This window comes from Variovorax sp. SPNA7 (assembly GCF_033807855.1).
Lineage (GTDB): Bacteria > Pseudomonadota > Gammaproteobacteria > Burkholderiales > Burkholderiaceae_C > Variovorax > Variovorax beijingensis.
In genome coordinates, this window is sequence record NZ_CP138513.1 from 4,507,970 (window position 1) to 4,527,420 (window position 19,451).

Genomic DNA, 19,451 nt, shown 5'->3' on the forward strand with positions numbered 1-19,451 from the left:
TGCCGGTGATGGCCGCGGCCTTGCCTAGACCGTCGGGACGGTCCCGCCATCGATCAGGTGTTCCGACCCTGAGATCGAGCCCGCCCGGGGTGACACAAGGAACGTGATCAAGTCGGCAACTTCCTGCGGCCTGGCCGGTCGACCCAGCGGAATGCCGCCGAGCGATTGCATGATGATCTGCTTGCCACCCTCGTAATCCGTGCCGGCCTGTTGGGCCAGGCGATCGGCCAGCGCCACCGACGCTTCGGTCTCGATCCATCCGGGCGACACGCGCAGCACGCGCACGCCCTTGGGCGTCACCTCTTTCGACAACGCCTTGCTGTAGGTGGACAAGGCCGCCTTGGCCGCCGCATACGCGGTCGTCGATTCCGGCAGTGGCAGCAGGCGCTGGATCGAGCTGACGTGGACGATGACGCCAGAGCCCTGCGCGAGCATGGCGGGCAGCAGCGCACGATCGAGCCGCACGGCCGGCATGAGGTTCTGGTTCAGTTCGGCGAGCCACTGGGCATCGTCCAGGGCCGCGAAGCCGCCGCCCGGTGCGCTGGAGCCGCCGACCACATGCACCAGGATGTCGAGGCCGGCCCAATGCCCGAGCACCGAGTGCGCCACCTTGGCGGCGCCTTCAGCCGTCGCCAGATCGGCGGTCACATGGATCACGCCCCCGATGGGCCGCGCGGGCGCGGCGCGGGCCGTGGTCATCACCTGCACACCGGCGTCGCGCAGGCCTTGAACGACGGCGGCGCCAACGCCTTTGGTGCCGCCGGTGACCAGCGCGCGCTGGCCCTGGAGTTGAAGATCGAAGCTCATGCCGTGATCTCCAGCGACGCAATCAAGCCGCGTTCGAGGCGAAAGCGATATCGAAGATCAACCGGACTGCCGGGAAAATTGCCGGCCACGTGCGCCCGCACGACCTGGAACTCCCCCGCGTGGTCCAGCGCAAATGGCTCGACCGTGTACGCGTACTGCGTGGATGTCGCGCTCTTCCATTCCTGGATGGCGCGGCGGCCGGTGTGGGTGCGGCCCTCGTCCTTCACGATGGCTTGAGGCGTGAAACAGCGGGCCAGGGCCTCGGCGTTCTGCCGATCGGCCGCGAAGTAGGCGGCGATCGGAGCGGGAAGGATCAGGGTACTCATGGTGACGACTCCTTGGATGTGAAGACCTCAGGATGCGCGCCGAGCATCAATAAGTGAATCGCCTAGAATCTTCACGAGCTATGTAGAAGGTGATACAGAATGCGCGGATCGGAGTTTGCCGAGCTCAAGGCCTTTGCTGCCGTGGTGGAACGCGCGAGCTTTGCCCGCGCCGCCGAGCATCTGGGGCTGTCTGCTTCGGCGCTGAGTCAGACCATCCGACAGCTGGAAACGCGGCTGGGTACGCGGCTGCTGAACCGCACGACCCGCAGCGTGGCCCCCACCGCGACCGGGGCGCAGCTGTACGGGCGCATCGCGCCGCTCTTCCGGGACATGGCCGATGCGGTGAATGAAGCCAGCGCGATGGCGGGTCAGACGCGCGGCACGCTGCGCATCAACACCCTCGGCATGGCCGCCTGGCAGGTGATCGGCCCCCGGCTGGGCCGGTTTCACCGGACGCACCCGGAAGTGACACTGGACATCGTGGTCGACAACGGCCTGAGCGACATCGTCGCCGGTCGCTTCGATGCGGGCATCCGCGTCGGGGGCAAGCTGGAGAAGGACATGATCGCGGTGCGCTTGACGCCGGACGTGAAGATGGTGGCCGTGGCATCCCCGGACTATCTGGAGCGTCGCGGCAAACCGCGGTCCCCCGCCGACCTACACGGCCACGCCTGCATCAACTGGCGCCTGCAGGGCGACGGGAGTGCCTACCGCTGGGAGTTCGAAAAAAAGGGCAAGCGGATCGAAGTGGCGGTGGAAGGACCCTTGGTCACCAACCACTCGGACACTGGCGTCGCTGCGGCACTCCAAGGGCTGGGGATCGTCTATGCCTTCGATCGCGAACGCGTCGATGCACTGCTCACCCAGGAGCGGCTGGTGGAGGTTCTCGCCGACTGGTCGATTGCAAGGCCTGGCCTGTTCCTGTACCACCCCAGCCGGCGCCACTTCCCTGCCGCACTGCGCGCCTTCATCGACTGCATGCTGGAGAAAGACCCCTGAGCGGACTTTCTCTTCCCGGCGATCGGACCGGGGGCCGGGCAGGCCCTGCCGGCGTCGCTCGATGGTGACTTCAATATTTCCGCGGATAGGAGCCGGGCAGCCGGAACTCCGCATGGCTCGCGAGCAACTTGGCGATCTCCGGCTGCGAGGCGTGATCAACGTTCCGATCGTTCATCGGCGGACTTGATCAGACGTTCCTTAATGACACTAGTCACTGATCCCTTCCTTCTGGGCATCAAGGCTGCCAATTCTTCGAGTTGTTGCGCCTGGGCATCAATGGTCATCCGACAGGCCTCGATGACCTGCGCTTGGACGTCGCAATCTTTCGCCATTTCGGGCAGAGCTGCCACCTTGGGCGCGAAGCGATGCAGGGCCTCCGCGATCGCGCCTCGCTCACAGTCATCTACTTGCAGGCCTTCGACAACTTCCGTCCAGACGCGCTGCACCTTGCCGTCGTCGGCTCGCCAGTGACAACTACGCGAAATGATCTCGGGATCAAGAAACATCGGAGCAAAGTCGAAGATGGGCGTGAGTTGCACCACGCCGTTCGGCAGCCGCTGAACAGCAGTATTGCGCGCATGATTGTCGGTGTTGCGCATGGCAAGGTTCAGGACGTCGCGCAACATGAACTCGATCGTCTCGCCGAGCGGATCGGTCACCACGGACCGCAGTCCGCGCAATAGCGTCTGCTGACTTCTGGGAAATCCAAAACCGCGCAGATCGCACACGCTCGCCAGGCTTTCTTGATGCAAGCGGTGCAGGCGGTCTTCCACCAATTGGCGATCGAAGCGACGCACGAACAGCACGTCGCCGCGCACTTCCGGTGCCGAAGTCATGCACAGCCCGCATGCCGCAGCCAAACGCAGATAAGCGGCTTCGTTTCGCAGCACGGTTCGATCCGCGGTGCTCTTGCCGCGTGGCAGCTTGAGAAGCCAATGAGTGCGCGCACGGTCATCAGGCAGCGCCATATCTGGAAACCAACGCCCCTCTTTGTCGGTGCTTAGAAGGTATTTGGAGGACACGCCCTGGACCCCGGTGGTACCAGATGCCAGCATTGCATGCGTCGATAGATGGTTGAGGAATTCATCGGTGGGTCCGAGTACCTCTTCCGCCGAGAAGCCAGCTGTCTTTGCTGTGCCGGCGGCGTTCCGTGTCCCCTCATCAAAGAACCGCAGCGCCGAGTCGAATCTCAAGGAGCCGATGGGATTGAAGGCGCCGGCCATGACGAGCGGCAAAACCAGGTTCTCTGCGTCCTGGAGTCGTAAGCGTTGGAGGAGGTGCTTTCGACCTTCTCCTTGCGGAACGAGGTCGTAGAGGAATGCACTGGCTCGCCGATCGACCTCCTGCCCGGTCGGGCCGTCAACGAACCGGTCCGGCTCCAACTCGAGAGGCAGACCGGATGCGATCGGCACCGGGTCGTCGACGCCGAAGAGGTACTCCGGAAGATATTCCACGCGGCAACGGTTAGAGCCCAGGGCCTGAACGGTGGCAGCGGCGCGCCATTCGCCGCGCAGATGGATCTGAACGATCGTGGTCTCACGCGCAGGATTGAACATCGATGACAAGCCCAGGATCGAAATCCTTGTTCTCGAATTGCCCCCTCCGGTTCAAGTACCCGCGCGGGTTGCACACCACCCGGCATGTGCCCACTCCGTAATTGAAGCTGTCATGCGTATGCCCGTGCACGAAGAGTGTCGGGACCGTGAAGAAGTCGGGCGGCATCTCGTTGACGAATCCACCCGAAAGCCAGTCACCAGCGAACCGGGGAGCCAGAGAGTTGCGGTGCGGCGCGTGGTGGGTGACGACCGCCGTAGACCCGTTGAATGGCTCGGACAGCTTCGCCCGTAGCCACGAGCGGTGCCGCCGATGGATCTCCAAGGTGTCCGCCGGCACCAAGCGCCGCGTGCCGCGGGAGTTGGAGGTCTGCGGATCGTCGATGCGGATGGCGGAGTAGTCGGCAAGGTATCGTGCGCTCTCCGTCATGGAGCGCTGGCGATCGGACAGCAGACGCACTGGCTGCCCCGCGAAGCCTGGATTTTCGATGCGTAGGCGGAAGTCAGTCCACAGCGTGCAGCCAAGAAAGCGCACGCCGGAGATCACGACCTCGTCGCAATCGAGAAAATGGACGCCGAGTTCCTTGGCGCGGCTTCGCATCTCCACCAGCTCTCGGTGCATCACTGACTGGTAGTACTCGTGATTGCCAGCGATCTGAATGATTGGCTTGCCGCGAAACCGGTCCGCTGCCCACTCGAGGGCAGCCGCTGCTGGCGAATGGATGTCACCGGCGAGGATGGCGACATCGAACTGGAGATCAGGTGCTGGCTCGAAGGGGGCGAACTCGAGATGAAGGTCTGAAAGAACCAGTACTTTCATCGGGATGCCTCTTCGAAGCGAGCCCGAAGCGCCGCACTCGCCTTGTCGTCGAATCCAATGAACGACCCACAGACGACCAGGTGATCCTTGTACCTGTCGAACTGCCATGCGGCGTCATCGAGTGCCACCCATGACTCATCGACGGCATCATGAAGCTGCAGCCAGGCGAGGATCTCTCCTTCGCGATGGGCGAATGGGTGGGGAAGCCCGAATTCGCGAGGCGGTGTCGCGCCGATGATTCGGATTCGAATGTCTTCGGAGAACGGTTTGAGGAGTGTCTGGTAGGCAAGCTGTTCGCGCCAACTCGAGCTGATGACGATCCTCACATGCGGGAATTCGCGCAGGAGCGCCTCGAGCCGGGGCAGGAAGCAGAAGTCGACGCCGCCATTGTGGATGTGGTCCTCCCCTTCGGGATGGAGCACGCCGTCGAAGTCGAGGAACAGGATCACTCCGGACCTCCCAGCCGGCTTCCGCCAAGTGGCCACGTCACGCACAAGCCCATGTCGGCGTCGAAGGCGCAGAAGGGCGCCGCGGCGTTGATCACACGACCCCGCCGTTTTGAATCGCGTTAAGGATCGATCGCACCTTCTTCGAACCGCCTCCGGCGGCGAACGCTGCTGGCGTTTGGCCATCGAGCCATTCGTGCGGCTTGTCCAGCCATACTCGGGCCTCTGCGCCGAACACTTGCTCAGCGAGATTCAGCAAGTCTTGTGAAGGACTTCCAAACCCAGTCTTCTCGTGCGGATCCCGTGGCCATGCTAGGTACGAGTCCATGTCTACCCCGAAGGCGCGAAACGGTGCCGCAGCGGGCATCAAGCCCTCCTCGGCATAATTTATGTTCTGGTGATGATGGCCATGTACCACCAACAGAACGCCGAGCTTCTCGGCAAGCTGGTCGATCACCCGCCAGCCGTGCGGATGAGCCGAAGGCGCTTCGTGCGTCACCAGGATGTCGGCAGGACCGCTCCGCAGTAGGTGTTGGTAGACGGCTGGGAAGATCGATGATCGGTGCCGACGCGAGATGCCGTCGCGCCAGCGCTCTTCGCGCTTCATGGTTCGGCGCATGGCATCGCTCGACTGGAACGCAGCTTCCTCAATCGGCCGTCGCGGATCCCAGATCTTGCTGCGGAAGACGCCGCCCAGGCCCGCGACCCTGTACCCGGCGACGGAGATCACACGGCCATCGAGATTTCGATGCGCGAGCTTCGATCCCCACAGGTTGTCGTAGGCGGCGTCCGAGCCCGAGTCCGTATCGTGATTCCCGTGGATGAACCAGACCTCGGTGAGGTCCAGGATCGACTGCAGTTCGACATGCAGGGGCTGGCGCGCCTGGATGTCGCCCAGCAGCACGATGGCCTCGGGCCGAAAGCGTTCGACCGCGGTGATCACGGGCGCGAAGTCGCCGTGAGGGTCACCGAAGAACATCAGCTTTGGCGCTGACTGCTTGTGCTCGGATCGCGCATGGGGGCCTGACGGGGTAAGTGGTTTCATTTCATGTGCGCCGAAGTGGCGACGAAGCATCGGTCAGCCGCAAACCGCAGGAAGTGCGAGCGCAGCTCTTGGAAGCTGTCCTGATCAAATGCCCGCTTGGGATCGGTGAGCACGAGCCGCGCGAAGCCTGCGTCGAAGCTCGAGGGCCAATCGTCAAGCGCGACCCACTCTGCGTCGCTACGGCCGTTCCCGTCGAGCCAAGCCTGGATCTCCAACTGGCGTCGGTGTCGGATGACGACACTTGGGTCAATCTGCGGCGTCGCTCCGATGATCCGGTGCCGGATGTCATCGCTGAAATACCGCTGCAGTTGTTCGATGCTTTCGGCCAGACGCCAATCCGACGAGATGACGACGTCGACAGACTCGAACTCTCGAAGAAGCGCTTCCAGCCGCGGTAAATGGCTGAAGAACCTGCTGCTGAACGAGTAGTCCCCGCCGACAGGATGAAGAACACCGTCTACATCCAGGAACAGCAGATCGATGGAGTCACCGGCGCGGCCGGGGGCGTCATGGATCGGCATCGCTTTCACCATTGAGGCCTCGCCCCCAGCAGAAACAGTGGTGTCTCATAGGTCGGCGATCTGCGTGGGATTGAGCCGCTTGATTTCCTGACTACGGCCGAGTCGCCAAGGAACATCAATTTGGGCAGCGTGCCCAAGGGAGAGAGGAGGAGAAAACTGATTCGGCTGAACATTCTGGGCTCCTAGATGGAGCCAAAAATGTCAGCTCCTTAAGACTGGGGAACGAGAGCGAGAAGAGGCGATGCCACCACTGCTATTCGGTTCGCCGACTGGCCTGAACATCCCGAGCGAATCACCACGCGCATAACCACACCTGCATCGATGCTGACGCATTTGGCGGTAGTGGCCGAGAGCTTGAACATGGGGGATTCGTAAAGTCAAAAGTGATCTATGCCGAGCCATCTTAGCTTCTGACACTGCGTGCACGCAACTGGTCGATGACGATTCCCCACTCTTCTTCTGCGCCAGGTGGAAATGCTGCCACCCTCCGATCAAATGACATCGCCGCTCTTCTTGTAGAGGAAACTATTTCGCACACATGATTTTTTAATTTTTCATGCGCACTTTAATTACTCCGTGAAGTAGTACGGCACGGAGCAAATAACTCAATGATGACAACGACTCAGCCATTCCCACACAGATGACGTTGCACAAGTATGGTGGTGGAAGAAAGCCGACTTAGGGGCACCGAGTTAGATGGCGTTCGCAACTTGATCGCTAGGGAACTACACGAGGGAAAGGGCTGGTTCGTGCCGCAGCCCAGTTGAGCGCTTTGACTGCAGACCGCGACTCATGGCCAAGAGCAGAGGGCCATCACTCGCGACGTTCGCGAAGAACTGCGGTGGGTGAAATCCGCTCGAAACATCGCGCAGCTCGCTGAGTGGAATCGGCTTTGCAAGCCTGCAGGGCTCCTTGAGGTTCAGGGCAAACGCCGTCGGCAACCCGGAGAAGTAATCGAAAAATTCACGGCGCTGAAGGCCAGAGACCGGGCCGAAACGATTCCAGAGCGTGCTTGGTGCAAGCGTGTGGACGCCCGCCACCTTGGCGCATCCGATCACGCTGCCAACCGGCACTTTCACATAGAACCAGACAGTCGCACCGATTGCGACGTGCATGGGGCGACGGCGCAGCTCGACGGTCTTTGTTCCATCAAGAATTTTTTCCGCGTGCCGCTCTTCAAGAGAGATCAGGACGTTCTGCGGAGCGCTCATGTTGGAGTCCTTCAAGGAGAATGTTTCGGATTTGATCAGGAGTGAGTGGACGACTCGTGAGCAATTGGGTTGCCTGGCCACAACCGAATCGTCGGAGGCTTTCGAGCGGCACCGGATGCGGCAACTTCATCAGATTGTCGAAGACGACCACGGCTTTGGTTTCAGATTTTCCGATCGCCACGAGGTCGCTTGGTTCCAGCGCGGATCGCTCCAGGTCTGCTCTCTCGACGGCGCCTTCTGAGCTCAGGTACGCATTTATCACTCTTGCGATTGCGACAACGGCCTTCAGGCCCTTACCCTTGTTCGACTCGTAGAAGAGCATGAGACTGCCGCGCTGGAACACTTTGAGCGTCCTGGGAGCACTCAGGTAGTGGCGCTGTTGATACAGCAACGCTTTGCCATGCGGGAGCAGTTGCATCTGATCGAGGTGATCGAGAAGATGCTCGGAATAATCCCGCTGAATCGGCACGAGCACACCCGGTCTGCCGGCCATGCAAATCAATGCCGGAGAGAGCAAGGTTTCCAGGGCGAAGGTTGTCAACTGCGTACGCTGGCCATCCGGGCGCTGCAGCTCGAAGTATTGGTCCGCATCCCGGAAAGTGGGCATCGCTTTCGGGAGCCCAATCTCACTCACCTTCAACAGTTCGGCGCGCAGTGCGGCCCAGTTCTCGGGAACAAGAACACCGTTCAATGAAACCTTGTTCAGCTCCTGCGTCTTGTCTGTGCCAGTGAAACCGATTTCCAACGCGATTTCTCTCACTGAAGCCTGTTGCGGGGCGAGGTTCAGACGAACGCGCTGAACCTGCTCCTTTGCTCGCCCCGTGAGGTGAACGATCATCAGGCGTGCAGCATCCTTGGCACATGCCGAGCTTTCATCGATCGCGATGAAGGCATCGCATGTACTACCCCGGAAGCTGCTGGGCCACATGAGATAGCCGATGACGCGCGGTCCTTCCAGCACGATGTAGCGATGGCATGCTCTGTTGCGTCCATCATCCGCAGCCCAATGGCTTGACTGGCCGCTCACCGAGACGCCCAGATCGGTCAACAGGGCTCGAACACCCTGCTCCTGACCCGATGCAAGCTCTTCCAGATCCAATGTGACTCGGGTACTTGCAGTGATGGCACCGATCCCGGAATCCAGCTCCCCAAGAATCTTGAAAGCTGCGGGAGAGAGAACCTCGATCCCGTAGCGGATGCGCAGCATCGCTGCGGCATCACGGATCGAACCATCGCTCGTGACCAGACCCGCAAGATTGTGATGAATGACAGTCGCGAGATGGCGCAAGTCCGACAGGTCGTTCTTCGTCAATTTCTCTGCCGCATGGCGCTCCGGGAACACCATGGGGCCGATTTCTTTGACGAACTGATCCCAGTCATCGCCTGAAGGTGCTGCGAACTTCGGAAAGATTTGACCCAGGCCTTGCATCGGATCCGTTTTGCCGCTGGTCGCCGAGCGGGCTAGTTGTGAAGCTCCAATAGGTTGTATCCGGTGTTCATCCGGATTGGGTTTGAGAGACTGGAAGTCGCCAAACACCCAATCCACTCAGGACGCCCAACCGGATGAACACCCATAAGCATGCCCGACTTACCTTTGCCCGCCGACTTGAGATGGTCAAACAGATGACTCGTGAAGGCTTGGATGCCGTGCGAGCCGCGGCTGCACACGGCGTCACTGCGCCAACGGCCAGGAAGTGGCTTGGCCGTTACCTTGCGGGCGGTGAGGCCGCCTTGGCCGATGCGTCCTCCAGGCCCATGCGCTCTCCCAGGGCCATCGATGCGGGCAAGGCCCTGCTGATCGTCGAACTGCGCAAACGTCGAATGCTGCAGGCTCGCATTGCGCGCAGCGTGGGCGTCTCGGAGTCCACGGTCAGCCGCGTCCTGGCACGCGCCGGCATGTCCAAGCTGAGCGACCTGCAGCCTGTGGAGCCCGTCGTGCGCTACGAGCACGAAGCACCCGGCGATCTGCTGCATATCGACACCAAGAAGCTCGGGCGCATCGAGCGGCCCAGCCACCGCGTCACCGGCAATCGGCGAGATTCGGTCGACGGCGCGGGCTGGGAGACGCTGTTCGTGGCCATCGATGACCACGCCAGGCTGGCGTTCACCGCCATGCACCCGGACGAGAAGCAAGCGCAGGCGGTCCTGTTCCTGCGCAATGCGGTGGCCTACTACGCCCGCCTGGGCATCATCGTAAAGCGGTTGCTGACGGACAACGGTTCAGCCTTCCGCTCGCGCGACTTCCGGGCAACCTGCATTGAACTGGGCATCAAGCACAGCTTCACGCGGCCCTACCGGCCGCAGACCAACGGCAAGGCAGAGAGGTTCATCCAGTCCGCGTTGCGAGAGTGGGCCTACGGCTGGACCTACCAGAACTCGGCCCATCGAACCGATGCCCTGGCAAGCTGGCAACACCACTACAACTGGCATCGCCCGCACAGCGGTATCGGCGGCATCGCGCCCATGTCCAGACTCAACTCGTCAAGAAACAACCTCTTGACGCTTCACAGCTAGTTCGGCATCGAACTCCGTGCTCAGTGCCAAGCGGCAGACACCTAGACGCTCGAGTGCAAACAAGTCGACGACGTCCTGATGTCGCGCCCTCCGCGGTCCAAGGTCGAACAGGACGTTGAGGTCCAGCAGGTACAGCTTCGTCGCAGTCGCGGGGTCGACCGCCAGGCCAAGCGGATCTCGGTGCGTCAGCCCGCTCGTCGCAAAGAGCTGCCGGGTCGGCAGTTCGTGGCTGCGCAGGACCAGAGTTCGGCCGCGGGTTTTTCCGCCCGGAGTTGTTCCATGGGCATAGAAGTCCTGGCTTTGCCAGAACTCCTGCGACATGCGTAGGTCTTCGGCGACTCGAGCCCCGATGGAGATGTAGTTGAGTCCCGCCAAATGACTCTTGAGGAAATCCAGTTGCTTCTTTGCGACTCCCTGCCGGCGGTAGCTGGAAGACACATGGATTTGCATGATATGCCCGCGCGGGAACGTGGTGGCGAACAGCAGATGTCCAGCGTAGCTGACCTGATCACCCTCACGAGCGAGCGTCACGATCAGCTTCTCGCTTATCGCGGCTTCTTCAAATACCTTGAATGGAAACCACCCCAGTGCTGCCCGATCGCTCTCTGCTGCCTCGACGACTTGCCGCACGTATGGAATCACGTCCTGGCGCTTCAAAAGCAGCTCTATTGCAAGCTTCTTTGTTCCCATGCAGTTCCCCCTCCACCTTTGTCTGGCGATGAGGCCGACTGTATCGAACTTGTTACGCACGTTTTCGTTAGGCGGGCGAGGCCCCCTCAATGAAGGTAACGGCCGACCATAGGCGCCTGCGAGGGGGACTGTGTCTTCCGATATCGGTCTTCTCTCCGATTGCACAGTTTGCCAAGCTCGACCAAGCGCCCCCGCGCTCGGCACTGGCCTGCGCGCGCTCGGCATGAATTCGGTAGTGACGGTGGCTGGACGCATTTTTACTGTATTTATATACAGTATTTTACACCGAACGCTACAAGGTCCTTGTCAGCTTGGGTCAGAGAGTACAGGCGTAGAGATCGGAAGCATCGACCCATTCGACTTTCCTGCGATGCCTCTGGTGTTGTCGGAGAAGTATGTGTAACTGCGGTCGCATCGACAGATGAAAACAGCCATTCGCTACTAGGCGCAGCGAACTCCCCAGCCCCGCGACGGAATCGTCGACATGGCGACGCACTTTATTTTCCCGACGCACTTTATTGAGCATCAGCACCATCTCAGGGAATCTACGGATATATGATTTGCCGGATGGACTTGATTGCACACGGTTTTTGTATACAAATAACGCACCCGATAGCCGGTGCGGAAATTTGCGCTGGAAACGGTCCCTCCATCCACCCATTCGCACGAGGAAAGACCATGAGCACAGTCGTCAGCCAGGCCCCCGCGGGGGCGAGCGAAGCCGGCCATGCGCCGCATGCCGAATCCAATGCGCTGATCAAGCCCGGCTACCACCCGCGGCTGACCAACGAAGACCTGGCCCCGCTGCGCAAGCAGACCTGGGGCCAATACAACATCTTTGCGTTCTGGATGTCCGACGTGCACAGCGTGGGCGGCTACATCACGGCCGGCAGCCTGTTTGCGCTCGGCCTGTCGAGCTGGCAGGTGCTGGTGTCGCTGCTGGTGGGCATCGTGATCGTGCAGTTCTTCTGCAACCTGGTGGCCAAGCCGAGCCAGGTGACCGGCGTGCCCTACCCCGTGGTGTGCCGCGCCTCGTTCGGCGTGCTGGGTGCCAACATCCCGGCCATCATCCGCGGGCTGATCGCAGTGGCCTGGTACGGCGTGCAGACCTATCTGGCCTCGGCCGCCTTCATGGTGCTGGCGCTGCACATGTTCCCGAACCTCGCACCGTATGCCGACGTGGCGCAGCACGGCTTTGCGGGCCTGTCGATGCTGGGCTGGCTGGCGTTCATGATCATGTGGGTGCTGCAGGCCTTCGTGTTCTGGCACGGCATGGAAGCGATCCGCAAGTTCATCGACTGGGCCGGCCCGGCGGTGTACGTGGTGATGGCCATCCTGTGCGGCTGGCTGGTGTGGAAGGCCGGCTGGAGCAACATCGACCTGAACCTGGGCGGCATCAAGTTCCAGGGCTGGGACGCGCTGCCGGTGATGCTCTCGGCCATTGCGCTGGTGGTGAGCTATTTCAGCGGCCCGATGCTCAACTTCGGCGACTTCTCGCGCTATGGCAAGAGCTTCGACGCGGTGAAGAAGGGCAACTTCTGGGGCCTGCCGATCAACTTCGTGTTCTTCTCGCTGCTGACGGTGATCACCACCGCGGCCACGCTGCCCGTGTTCGGCGAGCTGATCACCGATCCGGTGCACACCGTGGGCAAGATCGACAGCACCACCGCCGTGGTGCTGGGTGCGCTGACCTTCATGATTGCCACCATCGGCATCAACATCGTGGCCAACTTCGTCTCGCCGGCCTTCGACTTCTCCAACGTGGCGCCGCAGCACATCAGCTGGCGCACGGGCGGCATGATCGCGGCGGTGGGCTCGGTGTTCCTCACGCCGTGGAACCTCTACAACAGCCCCGAGGTCATCCACTACACGCTCGACGTGCTGGGCTCGTTCATCGGCCCGCTGTTCGGCATCCTGATTGCCGACTACTACATCGTGCGCAAGCAGCGCATCGACGTGGACGCGCTCTACACCATGAGTCCCAAGGGCGAATACTGGTACAGCGGCGGCTACAACCCGAAGGCAATCCAGGCGCTGGTCCCCTCCGCGCTGGTGCCGATCCTTTGCGTGATGGTGCCGGTGCTGCGCGGTGGCGCGAACTATGCATGGTTCATCGGCATGGCACTGGGCTTCGTCATCTACGCCCTGCTGAACCGCAACTACAAGACTTGAAACACTGAAAGAGAAAGGGCCGCGCCGTGCGCATCAAGATCATCAATCCCAACACCACCTGGAGCATGACCGAGAAGATCGGCGCCTGCGCTCGCGCGGTGGCGAGCGCCGGCACGGAGATCGTCGCGGTCAGCCCGGCCATGGGGCCGGTTTCCATCGAAAGCCACTACGACGAGGCGCTGGCCGTGCCCGGCCTCCTGCAGGAAATTGCGGCCGGCGAGCGCGAGGGCATCGACGGCTACGTGATCGCCTGCTTCGGCGATCCAGGCCTGAAGGCCGCGCGCGAACTGGCACGCGGTCCGGTGGTGGGCATTGCCGAAGCCGCGATGCACCTGGCCAGCATGGTGGGCAGCCGCTTCAGCGTGGTGACCACGCTCGGCCGCACGATGGGCCAGGCCTGGCACCTGGCCGAGGTCTACGGCATGGAGCGCTTCTGCGCCAGGGTGCGCGCCTGCGAGCTGCCGGTGCTCGAACTCGAGGAGCCCGGCTCCAAGGCGCGCGAGCGCATCGTCGACGAATGCCGCCGCGCGCTCGAGGAAGACGGCTCCGACTGCATCGTGCTGGGCTGCGCCGGCATGACCGACCTGTGCGAGCACATCGGTGGCCTGCTCGGCGTGCCGGTGATCGACGGCGTGGCCGCGGCCACCAGGCTGGTCGAATCGCTGGTCGCGCTGAAGCTCTCGACCAGCAAGCGCGGCGAACTGGCCCATCCGCTGCCCAAGGCCATGAAGGGCGCACTCGAGGGCTTCACGCTGCGCGGCTGACGGCGGCGCCCGGCGCGAACGCGGCAGCCACCCGCTGAGCCACAATCTGCGCATGCCCCGCGCCAGCACCAAATCCACCGCCTCCCCTGCCACGTCCACTGCCGCTGCGGCCGAGAACGGCGCAACCGCCACCGACAAGGGCAGCTCCATCGAAAGCATCGCGCAGGACATCGCCACCGCCATCGTCGAGAAGCGCCTGCCGCCCGGCACCTGGCTGCGCGAAGAGGCGCTGGGCCGGGTCTATTCGGTGAGCCGCACCAAGATCCGCGCGGCCTTGCTGATGCTCTCGAAGGACAAGCTCATCGAGATGATTCCCGACAAAGGCGCGTTCGTGTGCCAGCCCACGGTGCAGGAGGCGCGCGAGGTGTTCGCGGTGCGCCGCATCCTCGAAAGCGAAGTGGTGCGCCTGTTCATTGCCAGTGCACGGCCGCGCGATTACCAGGTGCTGGAGCAGCACATCAAGTTCGAGCGCACCGCGCTGCGCCAGACCACCACCACGGGCACGGTGCGCGAGAAGGTGCTGGGCGATTTCCACGTGGCGCTGGCGGAGGCCACGGGCAACAAGACGCTGGCCGAGCTGGTGCGCGAACTGGTGGCGCGCAGCTCGCTGATCGCGATGCTCTACCACTCGTCGAACGACCCGCATTGCTCGTCGGACGAGCACTCGGACTTCCTTCGCATCTGCCGCAAGGGCGACGTGGAAGGCGCCGTGCTCTGCATGATCGACCACCTCGAGCGCATCGAGGCCAGCCTGGAACTCGGCACCGAGAAGCCCGACCGCCAGCTCGACCTGGTGAAGGCCCTGCTCGCCTAGCGGGGGCAATTCAGCGCCTGGCTTTCGGAGCGCGCTTCCCTGGCGCGCGCGCAGGAGAGCCGGCCGGTGCGGCAGCGGCCGTTCCCAGGTCTTCCGCACCTGCGATCAGTCCGCGCAGGAACACCATGATCAGCCGTCCCGAGGGATCCGGGCGCGTGCTGATCCTCTGCAGTGCCAGCCCATGCGACAGGGCCATGAAGGCAGCGGCCAGTTCGTCCGGTGCGGCAGGAGGCGTGCGCCCGAGTTTGTCGAACAACTGGCCGATCACGGCGCCGAGCTCGGACCGGTGCCTGACCCACACCTTCTGGTATTCCGCAGCGAAGCTTCGGCTGCGGTTGGCATGCAGCTGAAGTTCGATGGAAAGCATGCACCAGTCGGCATCGTGATTGAGCGTGGAAGCCCAGGCTTCCAGTTCGGCCAGCATCTGGCCGGGCTCTTGCTGCGCGTTGCCCATGACCCTGAAAAGCTGCGTCGCTTCCGCCTCCATGTGCCGCCGCAGCAACTCCAGGAGGACGTCCTCCTTGCTCGAGAAGTTCGAATAGAAGGCGCCTTGGGAGTAGCCCGCCTTGTCCGCGATGTCGCGGATCGATGCGCCCCCATAGCCGTTCGACACAAACAGCTGCTGCGCGGTTTCGATCAGGCGCTCGCGCGTCTGCGCCCGGCTTTCCTCGCGGGTCAGACGCGTTCTTGCTGTCGTCGGGCTCATGCCTCAAAAGATATCACATGAACTTTGGATATCGGCCCGCCAAGATTCAGAAATCACTTGATATTTGAAAATGCCGCGGCTACATTCAAAACTCGTTTGATTTTTGAAATTCGATTGATATGGAAAAAACCAAGGCCTTGAGGTCCGCGTTCGTCACCGGCGCTACCGGCCTTCTCGGCAACAACCTGGTGCGCGAACTGGTCGCGCAAGGCGTCTCCGTCAAGGCCCTGGTGCGCTCGCAGGCCAAGGGCCAGCAGCAGTTTGCGGGCATGAAAGGCGTCGAACTGGTGCTGGGCGACATGGCCGATGTGCCCGCCTTCGCCGGCGCGCTGCAAGGATGCGACGTGGTGTTCCACACCGCCGCGTTCTTCCGGGACAACTTCAAGGGCGGCAGCCACTGGCAAGAGCTCAAGCGCATCAATGTGGACGGCACGCGGCAGCTCATCGAGAAGGCCTACGGTGCCGGCATCCGGCGCTTCGTCCAGACCTCGTCCATCGCGGTGCTCAACGGCGAGCCGGGCGTGCCCATGGACGAGACCTGCCTGCGCGACCTGGCCGACGCCGGCGACGACTACTACCGCAGCAAGATACTGGCCGACCAGGTCGTGTCGGCCTTTCTGGGCACGCACCCGGACATGCATGCGAGCTTCGTCCTGCCAGGATGGATGTGGGGACCGGCCGATATCGGCCCCACCTCGTCAGGACAATTCGTCAACGACGTGGTGCTCGGAAAACTGCCCGGGCTGGTACCCGGCAGCTTTTCCGTCGTCGACGCCCGCGATGTGGCCAGGGCGCTGATTTCGGCCGCGGAGCACGGGCAGCGCGGCGAACGCTACCTGGCGGCCGGCCGCCACATGACGATGCAGGAACTGGTGCCCTTGGTGGGGAAGATCGCAGGCATCAAGACGCCGACGCGCCATTTGCCCTTTCCGCTCCTCTATCTGCTGGCGGCGGTGCAGGAACTCTACGCGCGGATCACCGGCAAGCCCATCCTGCTCAGCCTGGCCACTGTGCGGCTGATGCGCAAGGAGGCGGGGCGCAGCCATTTCAATCACGCGAAGAGCGAACAGAAGCTCCAGCTGAAGTTTCGCCCGATCGAGCAGACCGTTGCCGACACGCTCGCCTGGTATCGCGGCAATGGCTGGCTGCCCGGCGTGCCGACCCGAACCGAGTCCTGAACAAGGGAAAAAGACCGTGACCAACAGACTGATCATGAAACTCTCGACGGCCTTCGCAGCCGTTCTTTGCATCGCGGCAGCGCCGCAGAATTCCGCGGCCCAGGGCCTCCCTGCCGCCAGGACCGCAGGCAGCATGGCCGAGTTCTGCAGCAAGGGGCAGGCGGAGTACCCGGGAGGCATCGCCCGCATGCATCCTTCGTTCAAATTCAACATCTGCTGGTGGCTCGAGGATGCCGGCATCGAAGCACGCAGCTTCGACGAGATCGCCGCGGCGCTGCCGGAACACGCCGGGCCGTCGCAGGCAGCCTGGCAAGCAACTTTCAACAAGCCGGCCCAGGTGCACCTGGAACGGGCCCGCGCACTCGAAGAGCGGGGCAACGGCGCCGCCGCATCGGCCGAATACAGGAAGGCCGCCTTCTACCTTCGGATGAACCGGCTTCCCAAGCGTGTTCCCGCGGCGGACCTGCAGGCGACCGAACGAGCCCACGCGCTGCTGGGAAAGCCGCTGCAGCGGATCGCATTCAAGACCGGCGCGAAGGAATTCATCGGCTACTTCCGGGCACCGCCGGCACAGCCGGGCGGCAACGAGAAGCTGCCGGTGCTGGTCATTCTTGGGGGCCTCGACAACATGAAGACCGAGATGATCCGGCACAGCGACTACTTCATGGGCCGCGGCTTCGCCACCATCATTGTGGAGAACCCGGACACCGGGGAGAACCAGCTCGGTTTCCGTCCGGAGTCCCATGCGATGTTCGACACGGTGGCGGACTACATCAAGGCCCGCGGCGACCTGGACGCGAGCCGGGCGGCCGTGTACGGCTGGAGCATGGGAGGCTACCTGGGAACGCTTGGCGGCCTGCGCAACGACTTCTACAAGGCGATCGTCAATGTGGGCGGCCCCAGCGATTCGAGCTTTGGGCAAGCGCATTGCAAGGTGGCTCCTGCATGGATCGTCGCGCCCTACACCATGTTTGCGAACATGAATCCGCAGACCACGCCGCGCGAAGCGATGTGCGAGTACTACGAAGCATTCCAGCTCTCGCGCCAGCTGAAGAAGCCGACCGCGGCGCAACTGCGCAAACCCATTCTCATGGTGAACGGCGCGCGCGAAGACCTCGTCTCCAGGGACGAGCCCGCATCCCTTGCGGCGCTGGGCTTCAACGTGACGCAACTGGTGTTCGGGGAGGACGGCCACACGGCGGAGTCGAACATGGGTGAGCACTTCGAGTTCACCGCGGACTGGCTCATGCGGCGGCTGAAGATGGAAAACTGATCCGGGTTTACCTGCATCCGGATTGCGGCATAAATTGTATACAGTTTGGCGTACACAACGAGTGGACGCCACGGGCACCGCGCCGTCCACGCACCTTTCCCCTTGCCGCTGCAGGAGAAACGCAATGACGGCCGACACCCTTTCCACAGTCCATCCGGTGGACCAGCGACTGCCTTCGGGCAAGCTCGCGGCCCTCGGCCTCCAGCATGTGCTGGTGATGTACGCGGGGGCCGTTGCGGTGCCGCTGATCGTCGGCCGCGCGCTCAAGCTCTCGCCCGACGAGGTGGCGCTACTGATCTCGGCCGACCTGTTCTGCTGCGGCATCGCCACGCTGATCCAGGCGCTGGGCGCCACGCAGTGGTTCGGCATCAGGCTGCCGGTGATGATGGGCGTGACCTTCGCATCGGTCGCGCCCATGGTGGCCATTGCCAACGCGAACCCGGGCCAGAACGGCGCGCAGCTGCTATTCGGCGCGATCATCGGCGCGGGCGTGGTGTCGATATTGATTGCGCCGCTGGTGAGCCGCATGCTGCGCTTCTTTCCGCCGGTGGTCACGGGCACCATCATCGCGGTGATCGGCATCAGCCTGATGCGCGTGGGCATCAACTGGATCTTCGGCAACCCGGTGGGGCCGACGGCGCCCGCGCTGGTGGACCCGGTGTATGCGAAGTGGCTGGCCGAAGTGACCTCGCCGGGCAGCTCGATCCCTGCGGTGCCCAAGGGCTTTGCCATCATGCCGACCGTGCCCAACCCCAAGTACGCAGACCTCTCGGGCTTCGGCGTGGCCGCGCTGGTGCTGGTGTCGATCCTGCTGATCGTCAAGTACGCCAAGGGCTTCATCGCCAATATCTCGGTGCTGCTGGGCATCGTGATCGGCGCGGTGGTGGCCTCGGCGACCGGGCTCATGACCTATGAGAAGGTCGGCAAGGCGGCCTGGGTGGACGTGGTGCTGCCGTTTCACTTCGGCATGCCGCAGTTCGATCCGGTCCTGATCCTCACGATGACGCTGATCATGATCGTGGTGATGATCGAGTCGACCGGCATGTTCCTCGCGCTCGGCGAAATGACCGACCGGAAGATCACGCAGAAGGACCTGGCCAAGGGCCTGCGCACCGACGGCCTCGGCACGCTGATCGGCGGCATCTTCAACACCTTTCCGTACACCAGCTTTTCGCAGAACGTGGGGCTGGTGGCCGTCACGGGCATCAAGAGCCGCTATGTCTGCGTGGCCGGCGGCGTGATCCTGGTCGTGCTGGGCCTGCTGCCCAAGATGGCGGCGCTGATCGAATCGCTGCCCACGGTGGTGCTCGGCGGCGCGGGCCTGGTGATGTTCGGCATGGTGGCGGCCACGGGCATCCGCATTCTTTCGGGCGTCGACTTCAAGACCAACCGCCACAACGCGATGATCGTGGCGGTGTCGATCGGCATCGGCATGATTCCGCTCATTGCGCCCAACTTCAAGCAGTGGATGCCGCATGCGATTCATTCGCTGATCGAGTCGGGCATCCTGCTGGCATCGATCAGCGCGGTGCTGCTGAACCTGTTCCTCAATGGCGCGAAGCACGACGAAGAGGCCGTGATCGCCGCCGCCAAGCAGGCCGAAGCGCACTAG

Annotated in this window: 19 protein-coding genes; 8 read left to right on the forward strand and 11 right to left on the reverse strand. The window is 62.7% G+C overall.

The window, feature by feature from the left end; all coding sequences use genetic code 11:
• Positions 1-24: 24 nt before the first annotated feature.
• A complete protein-coding gene (locus RZE77_RS20965) occupies positions 25-807 on the reverse strand; it encodes an SDR family oxidoreductase (protein ID WP_319439107.1) in 783 nt (260 codons plus the stop codon).
• Positions 804-1,133 carry a nuclear transport factor 2 family protein gene (locus RZE77_RS20970; RefSeq protein ID WP_062472395.1) on the reverse strand — a complete coding sequence of 110 codons (330 nt, stop codon included), beginning with the start codon at positions 1,131-1,133 and terminating at the stop codon, positions 804-806. The genes RZE77_RS20965 and RZE77_RS20970 overlap by 4 nt, the downstream gene beginning before the upstream one ends.
• A gap of 99 nt (positions 1,134-1,232) precedes the next feature.
• On the opposite strand from RZE77_RS20970, the gene RZE77_RS20975 reads away from it, so the two are divergent.
• Positions 1,233-2,132, forward strand: a complete 900-nt coding sequence (locus RZE77_RS20975; protein ID WP_319439108.1) for a LysR family transcriptional regulator — start codon at positions 1,233-1,235, stop codon at positions 2,130-2,132.
• Positions 2,133-2,287: 155 nt separating this feature from the next.
• On the opposite strand, the gene RZE77_RS20980 is transcribed toward RZE77_RS20975, so the two are convergent.
• The 7 genes from RZE77_RS20980 to RZE77_RS21010 all read right to left on the reverse strand — a co-directional run bounded on the left by RZE77_RS20980 (position 2,288) and on the right by RZE77_RS21010 (position 9,265).
• On the reverse strand, positions 2,288-3,688 hold the full coding sequence (locus RZE77_RS20980; RefSeq protein ID WP_319439109.1) for a type II toxin-antitoxin system HipA family toxin: 1,401 nt from the start codon (positions 3,686-3,688) through the stop codon (positions 2,288-2,290).
• Positions 3,669-4,505, reverse strand: a complete 837-nt coding sequence (locus RZE77_RS20985; RefSeq protein ID WP_319439110.1) for a metallophosphoesterase — start codon at positions 4,503-4,505, stop codon at positions 3,669-3,671. Before RZE77_RS20985 ends, RZE77_RS20980 begins: the two co-directional genes overlap by 20 nt.
• The gene (locus RZE77_RS20990; protein WP_319439111.1) at positions 4,502-4,954 is read right to left on the reverse strand and encodes an HAD domain-containing protein; all 453 of its coding nucleotides are present in this window, start codon (positions 4,952-4,954) and stop codon (positions 4,502-4,504) included. The genes RZE77_RS20985 and RZE77_RS20990 overlap by 4 nt, the downstream gene beginning before the upstream one ends.
• Before the next feature lie 91 nt (positions 4,955-5,045).
• Positions 5,046-5,996, reverse strand: a complete 951-nt coding sequence (locus RZE77_RS20995) for a metallophosphoesterase (RefSeq protein ID WP_319439112.1) — start codon at positions 5,994-5,996, stop codon at positions 5,046-5,048.
• Positions 5,993-6,529, reverse strand: a complete 537-nt coding sequence (locus RZE77_RS21000; RefSeq protein ID WP_319439113.1) for an HAD domain-containing protein — start codon at positions 6,527-6,529, stop codon at positions 5,993-5,995. Before RZE77_RS21000 ends, RZE77_RS20995 begins: the two co-directional genes overlap by 4 nt.
• Before the next feature lie 713 nt (positions 6,530-7,242).
• Complete coding sequence (locus RZE77_RS21005; protein WP_093218227.1) at positions 7,243-7,728, reverse strand: ASCH domain-containing protein; 486 nt, start codon at positions 7,726-7,728, stop codon at positions 7,243-7,245.
• Positions 7,694-9,265, reverse strand: coding sequence for a hypothetical protein (locus RZE77_RS21010; RefSeq protein WP_319439114.1), 1,572 nt, complete (start codon positions 9,263-9,265; stop codon positions 7,694-7,696). The genes RZE77_RS21005 and RZE77_RS21010 overlap by 35 nt, the downstream gene beginning before the upstream one ends.
• 26 nt (positions 9,266-9,291) lie before the next feature.
• Between RZE77_RS21010 and RZE77_RS21015 the strand changes: the two genes are divergently transcribed.
• Positions 9,292-10,242, forward strand: coding sequence for an IS481 family transposase (locus RZE77_RS21015; RefSeq protein WP_319439115.1), 951 nt, complete (start codon positions 9,292-9,294; stop codon positions 10,240-10,242).
• Here RZE77_RS21015 and RZE77_RS21020 read toward each other — a convergent pair.
• Complete coding sequence (locus RZE77_RS21020) at positions 10,210-10,932, reverse strand: GNAT family N-acetyltransferase (RefSeq protein WP_319439116.1); 723 nt, start codon at positions 10,930-10,932, stop codon at positions 10,210-10,212. The two genes, RZE77_RS21015 and RZE77_RS21020, sit on opposite strands and share 33 nt — an antisense overlap.
• A gap of 678 nt (positions 10,933-11,610) precedes the next feature.
• Here RZE77_RS21020 and RZE77_RS21025 point away from each other — a divergent pair.
• The 3 genes from RZE77_RS21025 to RZE77_RS21035 are packed head-to-tail and all read left to right on the forward strand — an operon-like array spanning position 11,611 to position 14,682.
• A complete protein-coding gene (locus RZE77_RS21025; RefSeq protein ID WP_319439117.1) occupies positions 11,611-13,104 on the forward strand; it encodes an NCS1 family nucleobase:cation symporter-1 in 1,494 nt (497 codons plus the stop codon).
• A gap of 26 nt (positions 13,105-13,130) precedes the next feature.
• The gene (locus tag RZE77_RS21030; RefSeq protein ID WP_319439118.1) at positions 13,131-13,868 is read left to right on the forward strand and encodes an aspartate/glutamate racemase family protein; all 738 of its coding nucleotides are present in this window, start codon (positions 13,131-13,133) and stop codon (positions 13,866-13,868) included.
• A 52-nt stretch (positions 13,869-13,920) separates the two neighbouring features.
• Positions 13,921-14,682: a GntR family transcriptional regulator gene (locus tag RZE77_RS21035; RefSeq protein WP_319439119.1), complete on the forward strand. Its 762-nt coding sequence runs from the start codon at positions 13,921-13,923 to the stop codon at positions 14,680-14,682.
• A gap of 10 nt (positions 14,683-14,692) precedes the next feature.
• Here the strand turns inward: RZE77_RS21035 and RZE77_RS21040 are convergent, their stop codons facing one another.
• Positions 14,693-15,388 (reverse strand): TetR/AcrR family transcriptional regulator, encoded by a 696-nt coding sequence (locus RZE77_RS21040; protein WP_319439120.1) that lies wholly within the window; start codon positions 15,386-15,388, stop codon positions 14,693-14,695.
• Between the two features lie 119 nt (positions 15,389-15,507).
• Between RZE77_RS21040 and RZE77_RS21045 the strand changes: the two genes are divergently transcribed.
• The 3 genes from RZE77_RS21045 (at position 15,508) to RZE77_RS21055 (ending at position 19,451) form a co-directional block, all read left to right on the forward strand.
• The gene (locus tag RZE77_RS21045) at positions 15,508-16,566 is read left to right on the forward strand and encodes an SDR family oxidoreductase (protein ID WP_319439121.1); all 1,059 of its coding nucleotides are present in this window, start codon (positions 15,508-15,510) and stop codon (positions 16,564-16,566) included.
• 16 nt (positions 16,567-16,582) lie between these two features.
• Positions 16,583-17,839: an alpha/beta hydrolase family protein gene (locus RZE77_RS21050; protein ID WP_319439122.1), complete on the forward strand. Its 1,257-nt coding sequence runs from the start codon at positions 16,583-16,585 to the stop codon at positions 17,837-17,839.
• Between the two features lie 124 nt (positions 17,840-17,963).
• Positions 17,964-19,451, forward strand: a complete 1,488-nt coding sequence (locus tag RZE77_RS21055) for a nucleobase:cation symporter-2 family protein (protein WP_319439123.1) — start codon at positions 17,964-17,966, stop codon at positions 19,449-19,451.

What these genes read in the sequence shown, in the direction of transcription:
- RZE77_RS20965 (WP_319439107.1), bottom strand. Translation starts at nt 807, where the DNA reads ATGAGCTTCGATCTTCAACTCCAGGGCCAGCGCGCGCTGGTCACCGGC.
- RZE77_RS20970 (WP_062472395.1), bottom strand. Translation starts at nt 1,133, where the DNA reads ATGAGTACCCTGATCCTTCCCGCTCCGATCGCCGCCTACTTCGCGGCC.
- RZE77_RS20975 (WP_319439108.1), top strand. Translation starts at nt 1,233, where the DNA reads ATGCGCGGATCGGAGTTTGCCGAGCTCAAGGCCTTTGCTGCCGTGGTG.
- RZE77_RS20980 (WP_319439109.1), bottom strand. Translation starts at nt 3,688, where the DNA reads ATGTTCAATCCTGCGCGTGAGACCACGATCGTTCAGATCCATCTGCGC.
- RZE77_RS20985 (WP_319439110.1), bottom strand. Translation starts at nt 4,505, where the DNA reads ATGAAAGTACTGGTTCTTTCAGACCTTCATCTCGAGTTCGCCCCCTTC.
- RZE77_RS20995 (WP_319439112.1), bottom strand. Translation starts at nt 5,996, where the DNA reads ATGAAACCACTTACCCCGTCAGGCCCCCATGCGCGATCCGAGCACAAG.
- RZE77_RS21000 (WP_319439113.1), bottom strand. Translation starts at nt 6,529, where the DNA reads ATGGTGAAAGCGATGCCGATCCATGACGCCCCCGGCCGCGCCGGTGAC.
- RZE77_RS21005 (WP_093218227.1), bottom strand. Translation starts at nt 7,728, where the DNA reads ATGAGCGCTCCGCAGAACGTCCTGATCTCTCTTGAAGAGCGGCACGCG.
- RZE77_RS21015 (WP_319439115.1), top strand. Translation starts at nt 9,292, where the DNA reads ATGAACACCCATAAGCATGCCCGACTTACCTTTGCCCGCCGACTTGAG.
- RZE77_RS21020 (WP_319439116.1), bottom strand. Translation starts at nt 10,932, where the DNA reads ATGGGAACAAAGAAGCTTGCAATAGAGCTGCTTTTGAAGCGCCAGGAC.
- RZE77_RS21025 (WP_319439117.1), top strand. Translation starts at nt 11,611, where the DNA reads ATGAGCACAGTCGTCAGCCAGGCCCCCGCGGGGGCGAGCGAAGCCGGC.
- RZE77_RS21035 (WP_319439119.1), top strand. Translation starts at nt 13,921, where the DNA reads ATGCCCCGCGCCAGCACCAAATCCACCGCCTCCCCTGCCACGTCCACT.
- RZE77_RS21040 (WP_319439120.1), bottom strand. Translation starts at nt 15,388, where the DNA reads ATGAGCCCGACGACAGCAAGAACGCGTCTGACCCGCGAGGAAAGCCGG.
- RZE77_RS21045 (WP_319439121.1), top strand. Translation starts at nt 15,508, where the DNA reads ATGGAAAAAACCAAGGCCTTGAGGTCCGCGTTCGTCACCGGCGCTACC.
- RZE77_RS21055 (WP_319439123.1), top strand. Translation starts at nt 17,964, where the DNA reads ATGACGGCCGACACCCTTTCCACAGTCCATCCGGTGGACCAGCGACTG.